Here is a 16,088-nt window from a genome sequence, read left to right as displayed (position 1 = left end):
TCGGCGGTGGATGCCCTCCGCGCCCACGTCGCGGCCACCGGCCCCGTGCACGCCATCGTCAACGTCGCGGGCGGAGCGATCGGGGTCGACACCGTTGAGGCGGCCGATGCCGCTGACTGGATGCGCATGTTCGACATCAACGTGCTGAGCGCTCAGCGCGTCATCAGCGCGCTGTTGCCTGCCCTCCGAGCCGGAGCACGCGAGCGCGGGGTCGGCGACATCATCGCCATCACCTCAACCGCCGGGCAAGTGGCCTATGAGACGGGCGGCGGCTACAACGCGGCCAAGTTCGCGCTGCGCGGCATGATGCACGCGCTGCGTCTTGAGCTTGCGGGCGAGCCGTTGCGCGTCGTGCAAGTGGCCCCCGGCATGGTGCGCACCGATGAGTTCGCCCTCAACCGGTTTGACGGTGACCCGGCAAAGGTCGACGCTCTCTACGAGGGGGTCGAGTACCCGTTGACGGCGCACGACATCGCTGAGCTTGTCGTGCACGCGATCGAAGCCCCCGGCCACGTCAACATTGATGAACTGACAGTTCGCCCGGTCGCGCAGGCAGCCCAACACAAGCTCATTCGCCGACCGCTCGCGGTGCGCGAAGACTAACTCGCCGACTCGACCGCCCGGTCATCGGCGGCAACGTCACCAAAAGCGAGCTTCGGCACGAAGACCAACGAGATCGCCGCGACCACGGCGGCACCACCGCAAATCGCGAACACGATGAGGTAGCCGAGCAAGCTCGACGCCGTTTCGGTGACCGCCTGGCCCGCCGCGAGCACGAGCACGACCGCGAAGATGGCACTCGCAAAGGCGCCACCAATCGTCTTGGTCGTGTTGGTGAGCCCTGTGGCGATTCCCGTTTGCCCGAGCGGTGCGGCCGCTGCCGCAGCAGCGGGCAACGCCGCGACGAGCGCGCCCGAGCCGATGCCCGCCACCACCATGTTGAGCGTCACGCCCACCGCCGTGGTGTTGTTGACAAGAAACGCCAGGTAGCCGATGGCCACGAGCACCGTCGCCGAAATGAGCGCGATGCGGGGCGTAAACCGTCGCGAGATCACCGGGAACAGCAGGGCTCCAATAATCATCGCCACGAGGTAGGCGCCGATGATGTACGAGCGATCGGTGGCATCGAGCCCAAGGCCAAAGCCGTTGACGGGGTCGGTGCCCGCGAAGGTGCTCAAGGGGGCTTGAGCGCCCAGGATGCTGATGCCGACGAGCCCGGCCGTCAACTGAATCGGCCACATGTTCGGCTGCCGCAGCACGCGAAGGTCGATCGCCGGGTCGGGGTGCTTGAGCACCCACCGTCCGAACGGGAAGAACAAGAACAGTCCGATGAGCATGAGCCCATAGACCCACAGCGCTCCGGGGCCATTGATGCGCAAGAACGTGAGCCCTGATGTGATGGTGAGCAGTGCGATGGTGAGCAACACGAAGCCAACGGTGTCGAGGCGACGGCCGGGTTGCGGGCTCGACTCGGGCACGCCGAACAGGATGACGAAGAACGCCACCGACACGGCGATAGCCGGAATCATGAGCGTGAGCGTGATGTTTTCGTTGAACGCAGCAAAGATGCGCGCACCCCCGAGGGCACCCGCGATCGCTCCGGCTTCGAGCGCGACAACGAGGTACCCCGCTGCGCGCCGCGTTTGCGACGCTCCCGTGTCGCTGCGGCGGCCACGGTCGAAGATCAAGGCCACTTCGAGCGGAAGCCAGACGACATAGAACCCCTGCAGAGCCCACGCGACGAGGAAGATCCAAAACGAGTCGGCGAAGACGAGCCACCAGCTCGCGCCCGCGGTGAGCACCGTCGAGATGAGCAAGATCTTCTTGTGGCCCACCATGTCGCCGAGCTTCGCGAGCACGGGAACGACCAGGGCGCTCAAGAGCAACTGGGCGGCCTCGAACCAGTTGAAGTCAGCATCCTCAATCCCCAGATACGTCACGAGGTCTGAGATGAGCGGAACGTAGTAGCCCTGCAGCACGCCGCTCACGAACTCGACGAAAAACAGGTACCCGACGAGACCGAGCGTGATCGCGCCGGCCTTTCCGCGCAGGGGGGAGGGGGCAGCGCTCGAGACGCTCGCGGGCTCGGTCATTCCGCGATGCTAGCGCGCGCGGGGCCGCCGACACAGTGCCTGGCCGGCCCGGTAGCGTGCTCGCATGAGCGACGAGTCACTCGAGCGGGAGCGTGCGCGGCGGGTGTTGCGCGACCGTGTGGCGCCCGATTGGGCTGCGGCACTCGACCCCGTCGCCGACACGATCGCTCGTGAGTGTGACCGTCTGCGCGCCGAAGCCGCTGCGGGAACGCCGCCACTGCCCGCCGAGCCTTTCGTCTTGCGTGCGTTCGAGCAACCGCTCGCTGACGTGCGCGTCGTCATCGTGGGCCAAGACCCCTATCCGACTCCCGGTCACGCGATCGGGTTGAGTTTTGCGGTCGACCACAGCGTGCGGCCCTTGCCGCGCTCACTCACCAACATCTACCGCGAGCTGCGCGATGATCTGGGCATCGAGCCCGCCGAGCACGGAGATCTGAGCGCGTGGAGCGAGCAGGGCGTGCTGTTGCTCAACCGCGTGCTCTCCGTCGCTGCGGGGCACGCGGGTTCGCATCGGAATCGGGGGTGGCAGGTGGTGACTGCTCGCGCTCTCGAGGCGCTCGCCGTTCGCGGCGGGCCGCTCGTGGCTGTGCTGTGGGGTAACGAGGCGGCCGAGGCGGCCCCGCTGCTGGGTGCCGTGCCGACCGTGACCAGTGCGCATCCGAGCCCGCTGTCGGCCCGGCGCGGATTCTTCGGGTCGAGGCCGTTCAGTCGCGTTAACGCGCTTCTCGTCGAGCAGGGCGCGGAGCCCATTGACTGGCGCATTCCACCCCGCATCCCGGCCGTAGACTGACGCGGTCGCGCACGAGAGAGGGGTCAGGATGCTCGAAGAAGAGTACGAACGTCGCCGAACACTGCCGGCCCACCTGCGCAAGAAGCCCGAACCCGAGCCCACGTTCTCGTTTGTTGTGCGTGAAGCGGTTGACCGTGACCTTCCGGATGTGCGCGAGATCTACAACCACTACGTGGCCAATTCGACCGTCACGTTTGATGAGTCGCCATGGACACTCGCCGCGCTGCGCACGAAATACGCCCGTGTGCGCGAGCTCGGGTATCCCTTTCTTGTGGCCGAGTCACCGAACGGCGTGATCTTGGGCTTTGCCTATGTGTACCCGTGGAAAGAAAAGGCGGCGTACCGCTTCACCGTTGAGAACTCCATCTACCTGGGGCCCGCATCCACCGGCAAGGGTCTCGGCACTGCTCTCATGAAAGAACTACTTGATCGGGCGAAGGCCGCCGGGGTGAAAGAAATCATCGCGGTGATCGCCGACCGTGGGGCCGAAGGATCGATCGCCCTTCACGAGCGCTTTGGTTTTGAGAAAACTGGCTCGATGGGACGCGTTGGCTTCAAGTTCGGCCGCTGGCTCGGCGTCGTGATGATGCAGAAGTCGCTCTCGCGCCGCCGCTGACGAACCGAACTGCGCGCGTTACTGGTAGACCTGCGTCGCCACGTCGCCGGCGAGGGCGACCGCTTCGTCGTAGAAGGCGGGCCCGCCGAATCCGCTGATGACCGAGATCCAGCTCTCTTGCGTCACGACGTTGTAGATCGCCGGAGCGAGCCCCTCGTCGCCCTGCTGGCTGTAGGTCAGGGCGCCATCGGCGGTCGTGGCCTCGTTCAGGCCCTGTGAGGTGAGGTCGGTGATGATCGTCGCGCGGTTGGCGGTCGAGACCGGAGCCACGCCAATGAGGATGCTCGAGAGGTCAACACCGTCTTGCGCATAGACGCAGCTGATGCCGCCGGCAAGTTGCTCGGGGGTGGGCTCGAAGAAGTAGTCGTTGCCGTACACACTGCCGGGGCCTCCGAGCAGTTCAAGGCTCTGCGTCGCGAAGGCGTCGAGGCGCGCCTGCGGCAAGATCGTCGTGCAGTCGACGGGCATCGTGAAGGTGAGTTCTTCGGGCTCGGGGGTCGCCGTCTCTTCCACCGTTTCCGTCGGGGTCGGCGTCGGCTCTTCGGCCACCGGCTCGGGTTCGGGCGCGCACGCTGCGAGAGTGCCCATAAGAACGAGTGCGACGGAACCGACAAGCAGTCGCTGCGCGATCATGATGCTCCTTGCAAGGTGGCCGGGAATGCCGAGTTGGGAGTGCGCACCACACGCTCTCCCGGGCGCGAATCTAGCAGTCGGCACCCCGTCACACGGCGGAATTGCACGCGTGAGAGGGCTCTCCTAGGCGTTCGTTGCGCAATTGATATGAGCAGACCTCTGTCGTGTGCGCCGTAGGCTCGCAGGGTGTTTGAACTCCACCACCTGAGCGCTCTCGAGCAGGGAGAGTGGCTGCGTCGAGGTCGAATCACGCCCCGCGAGCTGGTGGAGCACTACCTCGCGCGCATCGACCAGCACAACGCCGTGCTGGGGGCTCTCACGGTCGTGGAGAGCGATCGAGCGCTCGCTCGCGCAATCGAGCTCGGCCGACTCGACGCGCGGTCGGCGCCGCTGTGGGGCATCCCGATCGCCGATAAAGAGCTGGTTCAGCGCGCTGGCCAGCGCACGACATTTGGCTCGCGACTGCGCGCCGATCACGTGGCGGACGTCGATGACGAGATTGTTCGTCACCTGGATGCCGCGGGCGCGATCAGCCTCGGAGCCACGGCGGCGCCCGAATTTGGGCTCTCGTCGTACACCGAGGGTCGGGTGTCGCCGCCGGCGCGGAATCCCTATGACGTCGGCCGCGGGGCTGGAGGGTCAAGTGGTGGAGCCGCGGCGGCGGTTGCCGCGGGGTTGCTGCCGGTGGCGCCGGGGAGTGACGGCGGCGGGAGCATCCGGATTCCCGCTGCGGCGTGCGGGCTCGTCGGGCTCAAGCCCTCGCGGGGTCGCACTCCCGCCGAGAGTGGACTCGATTCGCTCGCGGGGCTCGTCGTTGCGGGGCCGATTGCGCGCACCGTCGCCGACGCCGCCCTCATGCTCGATGCGCTCGTCGCGGCCGTGCCGTGGACGTTTGCCACTCGAGCTCCGATTGACCCGCCCGTGGCATCGGGCCGCGAGCACCCGCACAGCGGCCCGCTGTTGAGCGCCGCGGTGCGCGGCGAAGGCCGCTACCAACTCGGCGTCATGACGACGTCACCGTGGGACGAATACACCGACATCGTGCTCGAGCCCGACGCGCGCTGGGCGCTTGACGAGGCGATCGCCGGTTTCGCGGCACTCGGCCACGGCATCGACGACATCGCGCTTGACCCCGAACCCGACTACGGCCGCCACTTTCGCACGATCTGGATGGCGAGCGCCGCGCGTGTTCCCGCCCACACGGCCGATGAGTTCGCATTGCTCGAGCCCCTCACAGCGTGGCTCGTTGAGCGGGGCCGTGCGCTCTCGGTCGAGACGCTCGTCGACGCCCTCGAATGGCTCACGGCGTTCGAGCGTCGCGTCATCGAGCGCCTGTCGACCGTCGACGCCGTGCTCACGCCCGCGCTCGCCATGACCCCGCGCCCTCTCGGTTGGTATGACGCGACGGATGCGGAGCGCAACTTCACCCAGCAGGTGCAGTACACGCCCTTCACCAGTTTCGTGAACGTCAGCGGCCTGCCCGCACTGACCCTGCCCGTCGGGCTCACGCCGGCGACCTCGGATCAGCCCGGGCTACCCATGGGCGTGCAGCTCATCGGCCGCCCCGGCGGCGAGGCCACACTTCTTGCGCTCGGGGCGCAGTGGGAGCGCGCGCGGGGAGCGCAGCGCATCCACCCGCCGCAGTGGTAGCCGCGGGAGCTAGCGGTACCCACCTTTGTCGAGCCCGGCTTCGATCTCGAAGCGGTTGTGGCGAGCATCTTGCCCCGCCGCCACATACAGCGGAATGAAGGCAAGCCCGTATTTCTTCCACTGCGCGCGGTGCACGGCCTCGTGTTCGAGTACTTCGTCGCGCGTGTTGTCGCGCGTGAGGTAAGCGGCTCCGATCGTCGTGCCGCCGCGGCCGAAGGCCCAGCTGGGCATGCCTGCGCACACGATGACCCCGCCGCGGCGTGAGACCTTAAAGCCGCCGAGCAGAGCGCCCCACGTCACCCCCGCGGCCGTGGCGAACCAATAGCCCGGGCGCGCAACCACAGGGTGCAATCCGATGGCTCGCAGTGCCCGATTGCGGGCGAGGCGGTCGACCGTGCGCGCGGCGCGGCCCTTTTTCGGTGGGGGTGGTGTCGTCATGGGCGGCCGTATCCTTCCAACAATCGCAGCCAGATTTCGCTCAGGGTGGGGTACGAGGGCACCGCGTGCCACAAGCGCGAGATAGGCACTTCGCCCACGATCGCGATGGTCGCGGCGTGCAGCAACTCGCCGACATCGTCGCCGACGAGCGTGAATCCCACGATGACTTCGCGGTCGACGTCGACGACCATGCGTGCTGTGCCCCGGTAGTCGTCGCCGTGCACGGTGGCTCCCGCAAGCCAGCCGAGGTCATAGTCGACGACCCGTGTGGTCATGCCCCGCTCGGCCGCCTGCTGTGCCGTGAGGCCCACGCTCGCCACCTCGGGGCTCGTGAACGTCACCTGCGGAACCGCGTCATGGTCGGCAGTGGCCACGTGCGTTCCCCAGGGGCCGTCGTCGACGGATGCTCCGCTCGCGCGCGCCGCAATCACGTCGCCCGCGGCGCGCGCTTGGTACTTGCCCTGGTGCGTCAAGAGCGCACGCTTGTTGACGTCACCGACGGCGTAGAGCCAGTCGAATCCGCGCACGCGCAGGGTGTCGTCGACCTCGAGCCAGCTGCCGGGTGCGAGCCCGACGGTCTCGAGCCCGAGGTCGCCCGTAGCCGCCGCGCGGCCCGTGGCGACGACCACCTCGTCGACCTCGATGACGCTCCCGCCGGGGAGGGTGATCGCGACGGTACCGTCGGCGCGGCGGTCGACCCGCTCAGGGCTCGTGTCGAGCAGCACCTCGGCGCCGTCCGCACGAAGCTGCTCGGCGACGGCTGCGCCCGCGAAGTCCTCGACGCCCGCGAGCAATCCGCTGCGCGCGAGCAGAGTCACTGTGCTGCCGAGCGACACGAAAGCCGTGGCCATTTCGCAGCCGACCACGCCGCCGCCGATGATCGCGAGCCGCGGGGGTACGGTGTCGGTGCTCGTGATGTCCCGCGAGGTCCAAGGCTGGGCATCCGTCAGGCCCTCGATGGGCGGCATCGCGGCCGTGCTTCCCGTGCAGATCGCCACGGCGTGCGTCGCCGTGATGGTGCGGGTCGAGCCGTCTGCTGCGGTGATGACGACGCGGCGCTCGCCGTCGAGGCGAGCGTGTCCGCGAGCAAGCGCGATGCCGGTCTTCTGCAACCACGCGACCTGGCCCGCATCGTTCCAGTTGCTCGTGACCGCGTCGCGGCTCGAGAGTACGGCGCGGGCGTCGATGCTGCCGGTGACCGCGGCGCGTGCGCCGGGCACGGCGTGGGCCGCGCGCAGCACGCTCGCCGCGCGCAACAGAGCCTTCGAGGGCATGCAGGCCCAGTATGAGCACTCGCCGCCGACGAGTTCGCCTTCGACAATGAGCACACTCAGCCCGCCCTGCACGGCGCGATCGGCGACGTTCTCGCCCACGGCTCCCGCACCAATGACGACGAGGTCGTAGGTGTCGAGCGGCTCGACGTCGGTGCTCGCGGTCGTCGTCAGGGGGCGCATAGGCCTACCGTCCCACGAACTCCGGCTCGGTGCGAGTGAGAAAGGCCTGCATGCCGATCGCGGCGTCTTTCGATTGCGCCAAGCGCACGAGCTCGCGCGGCAGCATGGCCTCGGCCGCCGCATGCCCCTCGCGCACCGCGAGGCGCGCGTTGGCGAGCGTCGCTTGTACGGCAAGGGGTGCTTGCGCCGCGATCCGACCCGCGAGCTCGCGTGCGCGCGCCCGTTGCGCCCCCGGCGCTACGACCTCTTGCACAAGGCCCATGCGGTAGGCCTCGGCGGCGTCGAAGCGGTCGCCCGTGAGCATCCACCGCATGGCGTTGCCCCAGCCCGCCGCGGCGGCGAAGCGCGTCGTCGCGCCGCCAAACGGAAGAATCGCGCGCGCCACTTCGAGTTGCGCAAAGACGGTGTCGTCGGCCGCGACCACGATGTCGCTCGCGAGGGCGAGTTCGATGCCGAGCGTCAAGCACGTGCCCTGCACGGCGAGCACGACGGGCTTGCTCACGCGCGAACCATCCATGCCCCAGGGGTGAACGCCGCCCGCAGGCACCATCGCGAGCCCCTCGGGTCCGATGCGCGGCACGATGTCGGCGAGGTCGAGCCCGCCGGTGAAGTGGTCGCCGTGCGCGAACACCACGCCGACGCGCAGCTCGGGGTCGCGGTCGAGTTCGCCGTAGGCGAGCGCGAGTTGCTCGAGCATGGCCGCGTCGGCCGCGTTGCGCTTATCGGGGCGGTTGAGTCCGATGAGCAGCACGTGCCCATCGCGCTCGACCGTGACGCGCGGGGCGCTGTCGGGGGCGGCTGTCTCTGACGTCGTCGTCTCGCTCATGACGGTCAGCGTAACGAGAGGCCGGTGACGGATGCCCGCTCTTTGTCGTTCGCCCACCACGTTTCAGCGGCTGAGGGCCGCCAGTATGCGCAGGATCACCGTGAGCTCGTCGCTGGCTGCTCCGCTCGCCTCGTCGCTCTCGTCGATCGCACCGGCGCTGTCACCCGGCACGGCCTCGCGAGTGGGAGCGGGTGCAAACTCGGTCAGTCCCGCGCCGATGAGGGTGGCGTGGGCGCGAGCCGCGGCAACCGCGCCCGTGAGTTCGTCAAGCGCGAGCCCAAACGGCGCCGGAAAGCCGACGCCGCCAAACACCGAGGGGTCAAGCACGTCGAGATCGACGTGCACATAGAGCACCGGCTCAACCCCGTCGGCGCGTGCGGCCGCGACGCGCTCGGCGACGCGATCGCCCACCTCGCTGGCCGTGACGTGCGGCATGCCCGACGCCTCGATGAACTGGGCCTCGGCATCGTCGAGATCGCGCACGCCGAGCAACAGCACATCGGCGGCGGCAACAACGCCCGCATCGACGAGTGACCGCAACACCATGCCGTGAAACGCCTTGCTCGGTGAGCTCTCTGCCGTGTTGAGGTCGGCGTGCGCGTCGGCCCAGAGCAGAACGACGCGCCCGGCCCGCGAGGCGTGCTCGATGCCGGCGTATTCCACTCCGCAGTCGCCGCCAATGATGACCGGGGTGTCATCGAGTTCGGCGAGGGCGCGCTCGAGGCGCTCGCGCACCAGTCGAATCGAGCTGTAGCGAAGAATGCCCGTACCCTCGCTGTCGCCGGCCTCGAGGGGAACCTCGATCTCGCGCGTGGCTGAGCTGGGCAGGTCGGCGCGAATGGCGGCGGCCCCGTCGACGAGTCGCATCGCACGCGATGAACCTGATCCTTGCCACTGCGGAACGACCACAAATGTTGCGCTCATGACCTCAGTCTCGCACTGCTGTCAGCCTCGTGCAGCGGGCGCCGTGTCGTGGTGCGCACGATCACGAAACGGCAACCAGGCGAGCGTCGAGAGCAGCCACTCGAGCGGGCCCTGGCGGCCGATCGCCTGCATGATGAGCCCGAACGCCATGCCGCCAAGCACCATGCCGACGAGGAGCGGAATGCCCACACTCGCCTCGAAGAACCCGGCTGGTCCGAGTGGCTCGAGCGCCGCGATGAGCAGAACGTGTGCCGTGTAGACCGTGAGGGCAACACGGCCGAGAGCTGTCAGGGGTGCGGCGATGATGAGGGGGATGCGTCGGGGTGACGAGCCATCGAGCGCGAGGAGGGCAACCGCGATGATCGCGAGCGCGAGACCGCCCGCCCCCAGCAGCTCGGCCGTCGACCCGCTGTGCGCTGAGGCATCCACGTCGGGCAACACGGCCGCCGCGCCGTAGCCCGCGACGCTCGCTGCTGCCCCGAGCCCCAGCATGAGCAGGCGCACGCGCGTGCGCTCAAGCCCTGAGCGCGCGCACACCAACCCGACGAGTAGCAACGGCAGCCACAGCAGGGCGGGGTAGTAACCCGTGAGCAGCCAATCGACGAGAGTTGCCAACGGGTCGGTCGCGAGTGACCCCGGACCTGTCGGCCAGGCTCCCGTCTGGGCGACATACTGGTCGCGCGCGAACGGTGCGGCCACGAGCAATCCGAGGGCGACAGTGCCGAGCAGCCAGCGGGGCGCGAACAGCAGGGGCAGCATGAGCAGAAACATCCCGCCGTAGCCGTCGAGGATGATCGCGATGCCGCTCGGGAGCATCCACAGCAGCAGTCCCATGACGATGAGGATGCCCGCGCGAATCGCCACTCGGCCCCGGAAAGCGCCTCGGCGCTCGCGTGGGGGAGTGCTGCCGCCCGTGACGAGGCCGAGCGCCACTCCCGCGACGACGGCGAAGAGCACCGAGGGGCGTCCGTCGACGAGTAGCTCGGCGTGGTCGTCGCCGCGCGGCCACGTGTGAGCGGCCATCATGCCGATGACGGCGAGACCGCGCGCGGCGTCGACGCCGTGCCAGCGAACACGACGCGACCCCGGGGCGGCCGACCGTGCGGCCGACCCCGGGGTCGTCGATGAAATGGTGATGAGAGTCGTTTCGGGCGAGGGTTACTGGCCGATCGCGGCCTGCGAGCCACCCGACTTGAGAGCCGCGAGACGCGCCTCGATCTCGGTCTCTTTGTCGAGATCCTCGAGCGACTCAAACTGCGCGTCGAGCGTGGATGCCGCGAGCTCTTGCTGCCCGAGCACCTTGGCCTCTTCGCGGCGAATCTTCTCTTCGAAGCGGCCGAGCTCGCTCGTCGGGTCCATGATGTCGATGCTCTTGACAGCGTCGATGACCTGGCTTTGCGCGTCGGCGATCTTGGCACGAGCGATGAGCTGGTCACGCTGCGAGCGCAGCTCGTCGAGCTTGCCCTTCATGGCCTCGAGGCCGCTCTTGAGCTTGTCGACGATCTCGGTCTGGCTCGCGATCGTCGGCTCGGCAGCCTTGGCTTCGTTCTCGGCCGACAACTGCTTGCCGAGCGCCACCTTCGCGAGCTTGTCGAACTTGTCGGCGTCGGCGGTGTTGCCCGCGGCACGCAACTCGTCGGCCTTGGCGCTCGCGGCGACGGCCTTGCGGCCCCAGTCTTGCGCCGACGCAACATCTTCGGCGAAGTCTTGCTCGAGCAAGCGGAGGTTGCCAATCGTCTGTGCGATCGCGGCTTCGGCCTCTTGAATGCTCGCGGTGTAGTCACGCACCATCTGGTCGAGCATCTTCTCGGGGTCTTCGGCGGCGTCGAGAAGCGCGTGAATGTTCGCCTTCGCCAGCTGGGCAATGCGGCCGAAGATGGACTGCTTTGACATGGATGGTGCCTTTCTGTCGGTGGTCAGATCGTGCTGGATGATTCTTGGTGAACGCTAGAAGCGGCCGCTACCGCCGCGGCGACCGGATGACCGGCTCGGCGACGACCGGCGGCTCGAGCCGCCCCCGCTCGAGCCGAAGCTGGGTCGGCGAGAGCTGCCGCTGCGCGACGAACCGCTCGACGCGCGACGCCCGCCGCCGCCACTTCCGCCTCCGCTGAGCAGACCGCCAATGATCCCGCCCACGATGCCATCGCTCATGCCGCCGCCGCGCATGCCACCGATCGACCCCGTGGGGGCCATCGTTGCTGACAGGTCGTTCTCGGCTGATTGCAGCGCCATGCCCGCGAGGTCGAGAGCGCGTTGCGCTGCGGCGAGTGCGGCAACCGGGTCAGTGGCGCGTGCCTCGGTCGCAATCTGCTCTTGTGCTTGCGCCTCAGCGAGACGGGCACGCGCGTCGGCGCCAACGGCGCCGCGGTGCGCGGCGACGTATTGTCCCGCGCTCGCGATGCGGCTGCGCGCCGAGGCGAGAGTGCGATCGAGGGCGTCTTCGGCCTTCTTGCGGCGTTCGGCCTCGTCGCGTGCCCCCGCGAGTTGTGCATCGAGCTCACGGTCGACCGTCACGAGTCGGTTGAGCGCCGCAATGGGGTCTTTCGCGTCGGCCCCGGTGAGGGTTGAACCGGCTGCGGCGAGGGCACTCGTCAGTCCGTCGTTCTTAGGCAGGCTGGCGGCGGCAGCGACTCCCGCCCGCAGGTCATCGATTTGTGCGGCGAGTGCGGTGCGCGCGTCATTCAGGTCGGCGGCAATCCGCTCGACATTCGCGGTCGCGGTCGTCAGTTGAGCCAGAGCCAATTGTGCCGAGCGAACGTCGATTGCCGCGTCACTCGATTTGCCGGCGGCCTGATTCTTTGCGGCTTCGGCGAGCTCAGTGTCGACCAGCTCGAGCAGTCGCGCGGCTTGGGCGGGAGCATCCACCACGCTCGAGATGGCGGCGGTCGAGTAGTCAGCTTTCAGCCGGGCGATCGTTGCCGTGGCCGCCTCGATGGCGGCAGGAGCCGCCTCGCGTTCTTTCGTGACCTTCGCGAGCGCGCCGGGCAGATCGCTCTCGACATCGCGCAGCGCCTCAAACGCTTCTTCTTGCGCCTCGAGCAGATCATCGGCGTCGTCGCACGCCGCCACGATCGCGAGCAATGACGCGCGCTTCTGCTCGTCGGTCTCAGGGTTCTCGTCGTCAAGTTCGCGGCGCAACCGGAACGCTTCGGCAACGAGGGCCTTGGCATTCGTCAGGGCGGCGCGGAACCCTTCCGTCGGCGCCGTGCCGAATTGGGCTTCGGCAAAGCCGAGCTCTTGCTCGCTCGTCGTCAGCGCGTCATCAACCTGCACGAGACGACGCGATGCGGTTTGATCGAGTTCCGCGATCGACTGCTTGTCGACCGCAGCCGTCACCGGGTTCTTCTTGCGGCGCGCTCGAGCGATCAAGAACCACGCGGCGCCGACCCCACCGACGCCGAGAGCGATGGGCAGAATCGGGATGCCGCCGCCGGCATCAGCATCCGTCGTCGGGGCGGTCTCGCCACCCAACTCGCCACCCGCATCAACGCCCGCGTCGGTGCCGCCATTCGCGGCAGTCAGGGCAGCGGTGAGGCTGTCGGCGTAGGCGATGATGCCCTCGGCCCAGTTGTCATCCCGCAATTGCGGCACGAGCGCGTCGGTTTCTGCGGCCGCGAGGTCAGCATCGCTCGCCGGAAAGTCGAGGCCGATGCTCGTGGCGTACTCGCGATCGCCGATGGCAATAGCGAGCAGACCATCGCGGTCGCCGAGGCCTGACACCGCGGCCGATTCGTCGGCCCACGCCGAGCTGTCGAGAGAGCCCTCGAAGCGATCTACGACGACAACAAAGAGTTGCGCGCTGCCCGCCTCAAACAGTCGGTCGAGCGCCGCGTCGACGCGCGACAGATCGGCCTCGAGCACTCCCGTTTCATCGAACACGTACGCGCCATCGAGGTCGACGGGCGGCGCCGCAGCAGCGGGAGCGCTCACGCCCAGCAGCAGAGCCGACGAGAGAACGGCGAAAGCGAGCGGCTGCGCAGCTCGTGTCTGACGGCGGCGCGATCGGCGGAGTGCGTGAGCCATGAGACTGCCCTTCGACGGTGGGGTGGGCCTCGCGTCATCGCGAAAGACGACAGTGCGCGGTGCCGCGATTCTAGCCAGCCCCGGTATCTGCTGTGCGAGCAGAATCCCACCGGACTACGGAGCCCCGCACTTAGTCGAGACGCACTGCCGGAGCGGTGGCGATGAGCACACCCGCTTCGCCGGTCGACGCCATCACGACGTCGAGTGCGACGACGACCGAATAGCCCCCGGCGGCCAGCGCTTCACCCTCGCACCCCACGGTGCTCACGCGCAGGGGAAGATCAAGACGGTCGCCCGCGCCGAGCTCGATGGGCTGCTCGACGCCACTCGCGTCGAGAGACTCAGCGACGATGACGCCACCCTGGGCAAGCGATCCGCTCGCCCCTGCCGGTGCGCTGATGGAGACCGTGTCTGAACTGCTGTTGGCGATGGTGGCGACACCCATCAGGTCGCCATCGGCCATGCGGGCGCTCTGCGGCACGTCGACCGAGAGCGTCACGCCGCGGAATGACGACGGCTCGGGTGCTGTGGCCCCGCACGCGAGCAGGGTGACCGAGCGTTCGCCGTCACCCAGCGTTTCGGGCGCCTGAGGCTGGCTGAGCACGTCGGCGCCGCCCGCCGATTCCACCGTGGCCGTGTCGGCCGACTCGCTGGCCGCGATGAGCGTGGGCGGGGTCACCGCCTGCAGCGCGAGGCCGCCCATGCCGAGTGCCGCCACGACCGAGAGCGTGCCGACCGTCCACTGGCGCGGGCGACGTCGGGCGCGGGCGGCGTGGGCAACGGCATCCACATCAATAACGGATGCTCGCGGCGCGTTAGCTGCGGCATCGTCGCGCAACGCGCGCCCCAGGTCGTCGAAGCTGCTCATGCGTGCCCCCTTCTGGGCTCGGTGAGAGCAGGCCCGTCGCTGAGCGACGCCGCGAGTTTCGCGAGGCCGTCGCTCAAGTAGCGCTTGACGGCACCGGGGCTAATGCCCAGGTCGGCCGCAATGTCGTCAACCTTCTGGTCGCCGTAATACCGCAGCACGACGCACGCTCGCTCGCGTGGGCTGAGCCCGTCGAGTTCGGCCTTGAGGTCGAGACGGCGGTCGGTGACTGTGTCGGGCGCGTCGACCAGCTCGGGTGTCAGGTGCAAGTGCGCCGTGGCGCGCCACCGCGTAGCCCGTCGACCGCGGTCGATATAGGCGCTCGTGATGGCGCGCCTCACATAGGCTTCGGCCTTCTCGATGGCGAATCCGTTGCGAAGCCGCCCGAAGGTGGCCACGAGTCCGGCTTGCACGAGGTCGGCAGCATCATCGGGGTTGCCGCACAACACGTAGGCGTGACGCAGCAGGGCGTCGCCGCGCTCGGCGACGAGCGTCGCGAGCATGGCCTCCCAGCCCTCACGCGCCTTCTGTGCCACGGTGCTGATCTTTCTCTTGGGCCGCGCGGGGCGCGGTCTTTCCTGCTCTCACCCTCTCAGACGCATGCCGGTCGCATAACGTTGGGGCGCAAACTGCCCGTTCGCGCTTAAACCCTGCCACGCTGTGCCCACGCGCCCCCGAATGGTTGAGGGCGTCGACACCTTGTGAACGGAGAACCCCATGGCATCACGCGTCACCGAACGGTCGGCCAACTGGCGCATCTTTGGCGGGGGCGGGATGCTCGCCGGGGGCCTTCTCTGGCTCATCGCCCTCATGGTCGCCGCCGCGGGTGCGGGCGGCCCCATCACCGGGTGGCTCACGACGCTCGGCTTCGTGCTGCTCGGCGCCAGCGGATTCTTCTTAGCTTTTGGTCAGACCGGCTCGAACGGCCTCGTCGGCGGCTCAGTGCTCGGCAAGCTCGGGTTCGTCGCCTTCGGCATCGGTTTCCTTCTGCTCTGGCTCATTCCGTTGCTGTCGTCGTTCGGCACGTCCCTGCCGGCCGGCACCGCGACCGTGGCCACCGTGCTCATCGTGATCGGCGGAGTGATCGGCGCCGTGGTGACCTACCAAAAGTCGGTCGCTCGCGGTGCCGCGCGCTGGATTCTCGCCATCCCGGTCGTTATCTCGATCGTGTGGCTGTTCTCAACAGCGGGGTGGCTCGCGCTGGGCGGAAACGTTCTGGTCACTCTGCTCGCCCTGGACTTCGCTCTCGCCGGTCTCGTGTTGATGCTCAACCGTCGCTAGGCACTCGGCGCGCGTCCACCGCGTGGGGGGCCAGCGGTGAGCGCGCGCCGAGCGAGTGGTGAGCTAGCGCGCCGCCGCGGCGAGGCGGCCGCGCAGCAACGTAAGCTGCCGGCTGAGTTCCGGCGGCATGCGGTCGCCGAACGAGGCGAAGAAGGTCTCGATGTCGTGGGTCTCGGCCTCGAAGGCGGCCGGGTCGACGCGGAACAATTCGCTGAGCGCGGCCTCATCGAGCTCGAGTCCGTCGACGTTGAGAGCACCCTCGCTCGGCAGTGCACCGATGGGCGAGTCGACGGCGCCGAGTTGGCCTTCGAGCCGCCCGACCATCCACTCGAGCACGCGAGCGTTCTCCCCGAATCCGGGCCACAAGAACGAGCCGTCGGCGCCCTTGCGAAACCAATTGACCTGAAACACGCGCGGCACGCGGGCCGACCGGCGCAAGCGACGGCCGAAGTCGAGCCAGTGCGCAAAGTAGTCGGCCATGTTGTACCCGGCGAA

At 68.4% G+C, this 16,088-nt stretch carries 17 protein-coding genes; 5 read left to right on the top strand and 12 right to left on the bottom strand.

The window, feature by feature from the left end; translation table 11 throughout:
• The coding region (locus SFU54_RS01510; RefSeq protein WP_319014548.1) for an SDR family oxidoreductase at positions 1 to 603 on the top strand (603 nt) is incomplete at its 5' end.
• Here the strand turns inward: SFU54_RS01510 and SFU54_RS01505 are convergent.
• Positions 600 to 2,093, bottom strand: a complete 1,494-nt coding sequence (locus tag SFU54_RS01505) for an MFS transporter (RefSeq protein WP_319014547.1) — start codon at positions 2,091 to 2,093, stop codon at positions 600 to 602. The genes SFU54_RS01510 and SFU54_RS01505 overlap by 4 nt on opposite strands.
• A 64-nt stretch (positions 2,094 to 2,157) precedes the next feature.
• On the opposite strand from SFU54_RS01505, the gene SFU54_RS01500 reads away from it, so the two are divergent.
• Positions 2,158 to 2,883: a uracil-DNA glycosylase gene (locus SFU54_RS01500; RefSeq protein WP_319014546.1), complete on the top strand. Its 726-nt coding sequence runs from the start codon at positions 2,158 to 2,160 to the stop codon at positions 2,881 to 2,883.
• 28 nt (positions 2,884 to 2,911) lie between these two features.
• Positions 2,912 to 3,499, top strand: coding sequence for a GNAT family N-acetyltransferase (locus SFU54_RS01495; RefSeq protein WP_319014545.1), 588 nt, complete (start codon positions 2,912 to 2,914; stop codon positions 3,497 to 3,499).
• A gap of 18 nt (positions 3,500 to 3,517) precedes the next feature.
• Here SFU54_RS01495 and SFU54_RS01490 read toward each other — a convergent pair whose 3' ends face one another.
• Positions 3,518 to 4,132, bottom strand: coding sequence for a hypothetical protein (locus SFU54_RS01490; protein ID WP_319014544.1), 615 nt, complete (start codon positions 4,130 to 4,132; stop codon positions 3,518 to 3,520).
• 186 nt (positions 4,133 to 4,318) lie between these two features.
• Between SFU54_RS01490 and SFU54_RS01485 the strand changes: the two genes are divergently transcribed.
• Entirely contained in the window at positions 4,319 to 5,782 is a 1,464-nt protein-coding gene (locus SFU54_RS01485) for an amidase (protein ID WP_319014543.1), read from the top strand.
• A gap of 9 nt (positions 5,783 to 5,791) precedes the next feature.
• Here SFU54_RS01485 and SFU54_RS01480 read toward each other — a convergent pair whose 3' ends face one another.
• The 9 genes from SFU54_RS01480 to SFU54_RS01440 all read right to left on the bottom strand — a co-directional run bounded on the left by SFU54_RS01480 (position 5,792) and on the right by SFU54_RS01440 (position 14,848).
• The gene (locus SFU54_RS01480; protein ID WP_319014542.1) at positions 5,792 to 6,220 is read right to left on the bottom strand and encodes a hypothetical protein; all 429 of its coding nucleotides are present in this window, start codon (positions 6,218 to 6,220) and stop codon (positions 5,792 to 5,794) included.
• Entirely contained in the window at positions 6,217 to 7,674 is a 1,458-nt protein-coding gene (locus SFU54_RS01475; protein WP_319014541.1) for an NAD(P)/FAD-dependent oxidoreductase, read from the bottom strand. The genes SFU54_RS01480 and SFU54_RS01475 overlap by 4 nt, the downstream gene beginning before the upstream one ends.
• Before the next feature lie 4 nt (positions 7,675 to 7,678).
• Positions 7,679 to 8,500, bottom strand: a complete 822-nt coding sequence (locus SFU54_RS01470) for a crotonase/enoyl-CoA hydratase family protein (protein ID WP_319014540.1) — start codon at positions 8,498 to 8,500, stop codon at positions 7,679 to 7,681.
• Positions 8,501 to 8,563: 63 nt separating this feature from the next.
• Positions 8,564 to 9,424, bottom strand: a complete 861-nt coding sequence (locus SFU54_RS01465; RefSeq protein ID WP_319014539.1) for an arginase family protein — start codon at positions 9,422 to 9,424, stop codon at positions 8,564 to 8,566.
• A 21-nt stretch (positions 9,425 to 9,445) separates the two neighbouring features.
• A complete protein-coding gene (locus SFU54_RS01460) occupies positions 9,446 to 10,555 on the bottom strand; it encodes an acyltransferase family protein (RefSeq protein WP_319014549.1) in 1,110 nt (369 codons plus the stop codon).
• 27 nt (positions 10,556 to 10,582) lie between these two features.
• The gene (locus SFU54_RS01455) at positions 10,583 to 11,317 is read right to left on the bottom strand and encodes a PspA/IM30 family protein (RefSeq protein ID WP_319014538.1); all 735 of its coding nucleotides are present in this window, start codon (positions 11,315 to 11,317) and stop codon (positions 10,583 to 10,585) included.
• Positions 11,318 to 11,371: 54 nt separating this feature from the next.
• Positions 11,372 to 13,447, bottom strand: coding sequence for a TPM domain-containing protein (locus tag SFU54_RS01450; protein WP_319014537.1), 2,076 nt, complete (start codon positions 13,445 to 13,447; stop codon positions 11,372 to 11,374).
• A 130-nt stretch (positions 13,448 to 13,577) separates the two neighbouring features.
• On the bottom strand, positions 13,578 to 14,315 hold the full coding sequence (locus tag SFU54_RS01445) for a hypothetical protein (RefSeq protein ID WP_319014536.1): 738 nt from the start codon (positions 14,313 to 14,315) through the stop codon (positions 13,578 to 13,580).
• Positions 14,312 to 14,848: an RNA polymerase sigma factor gene (locus tag SFU54_RS01440; protein ID WP_319014535.1), complete on the bottom strand. Its 537-nt coding sequence runs from the start codon at positions 14,846 to 14,848 to the stop codon at positions 14,312 to 14,314. Before SFU54_RS01440 ends, SFU54_RS01445 begins: the two co-directional genes overlap by 4 nt.
• Before the next feature lie 181 nt (positions 14,849 to 15,029).
• On the opposite strand from SFU54_RS01440, the gene SFU54_RS01435 reads away from it, so the two are divergent.
• Complete coding sequence (locus SFU54_RS01435; protein WP_319014534.1) at positions 15,030 to 15,593, top strand: hypothetical protein; 564 nt, start codon at positions 15,030 to 15,032, stop codon at positions 15,591 to 15,593.
• Between the two features lie 63 nt (positions 15,594 to 15,656).
• Here the strand turns inward: SFU54_RS01435 and SFU54_RS01430 are convergent.
• Positions 15,657 to 16,088, bottom strand: a 432-nt coding sequence (locus tag SFU54_RS01430; protein ID WP_319014533.1) for a phosphoenolpyruvate carboxykinase domain-containing protein, incomplete at its 5' end; no start/stop codon positions are given.

Source organism: Microcella sp. (genome assembly GCF_033763155.1).
Lineage (GTDB): Bacteria > Actinomycetota > Actinomycetes > Actinomycetales > Microbacteriaceae > Microcella.
Note: the sequence above shows the minus strand (reverse complement) of the source record. Positions and strands in the feature narration are given on the sequence as shown.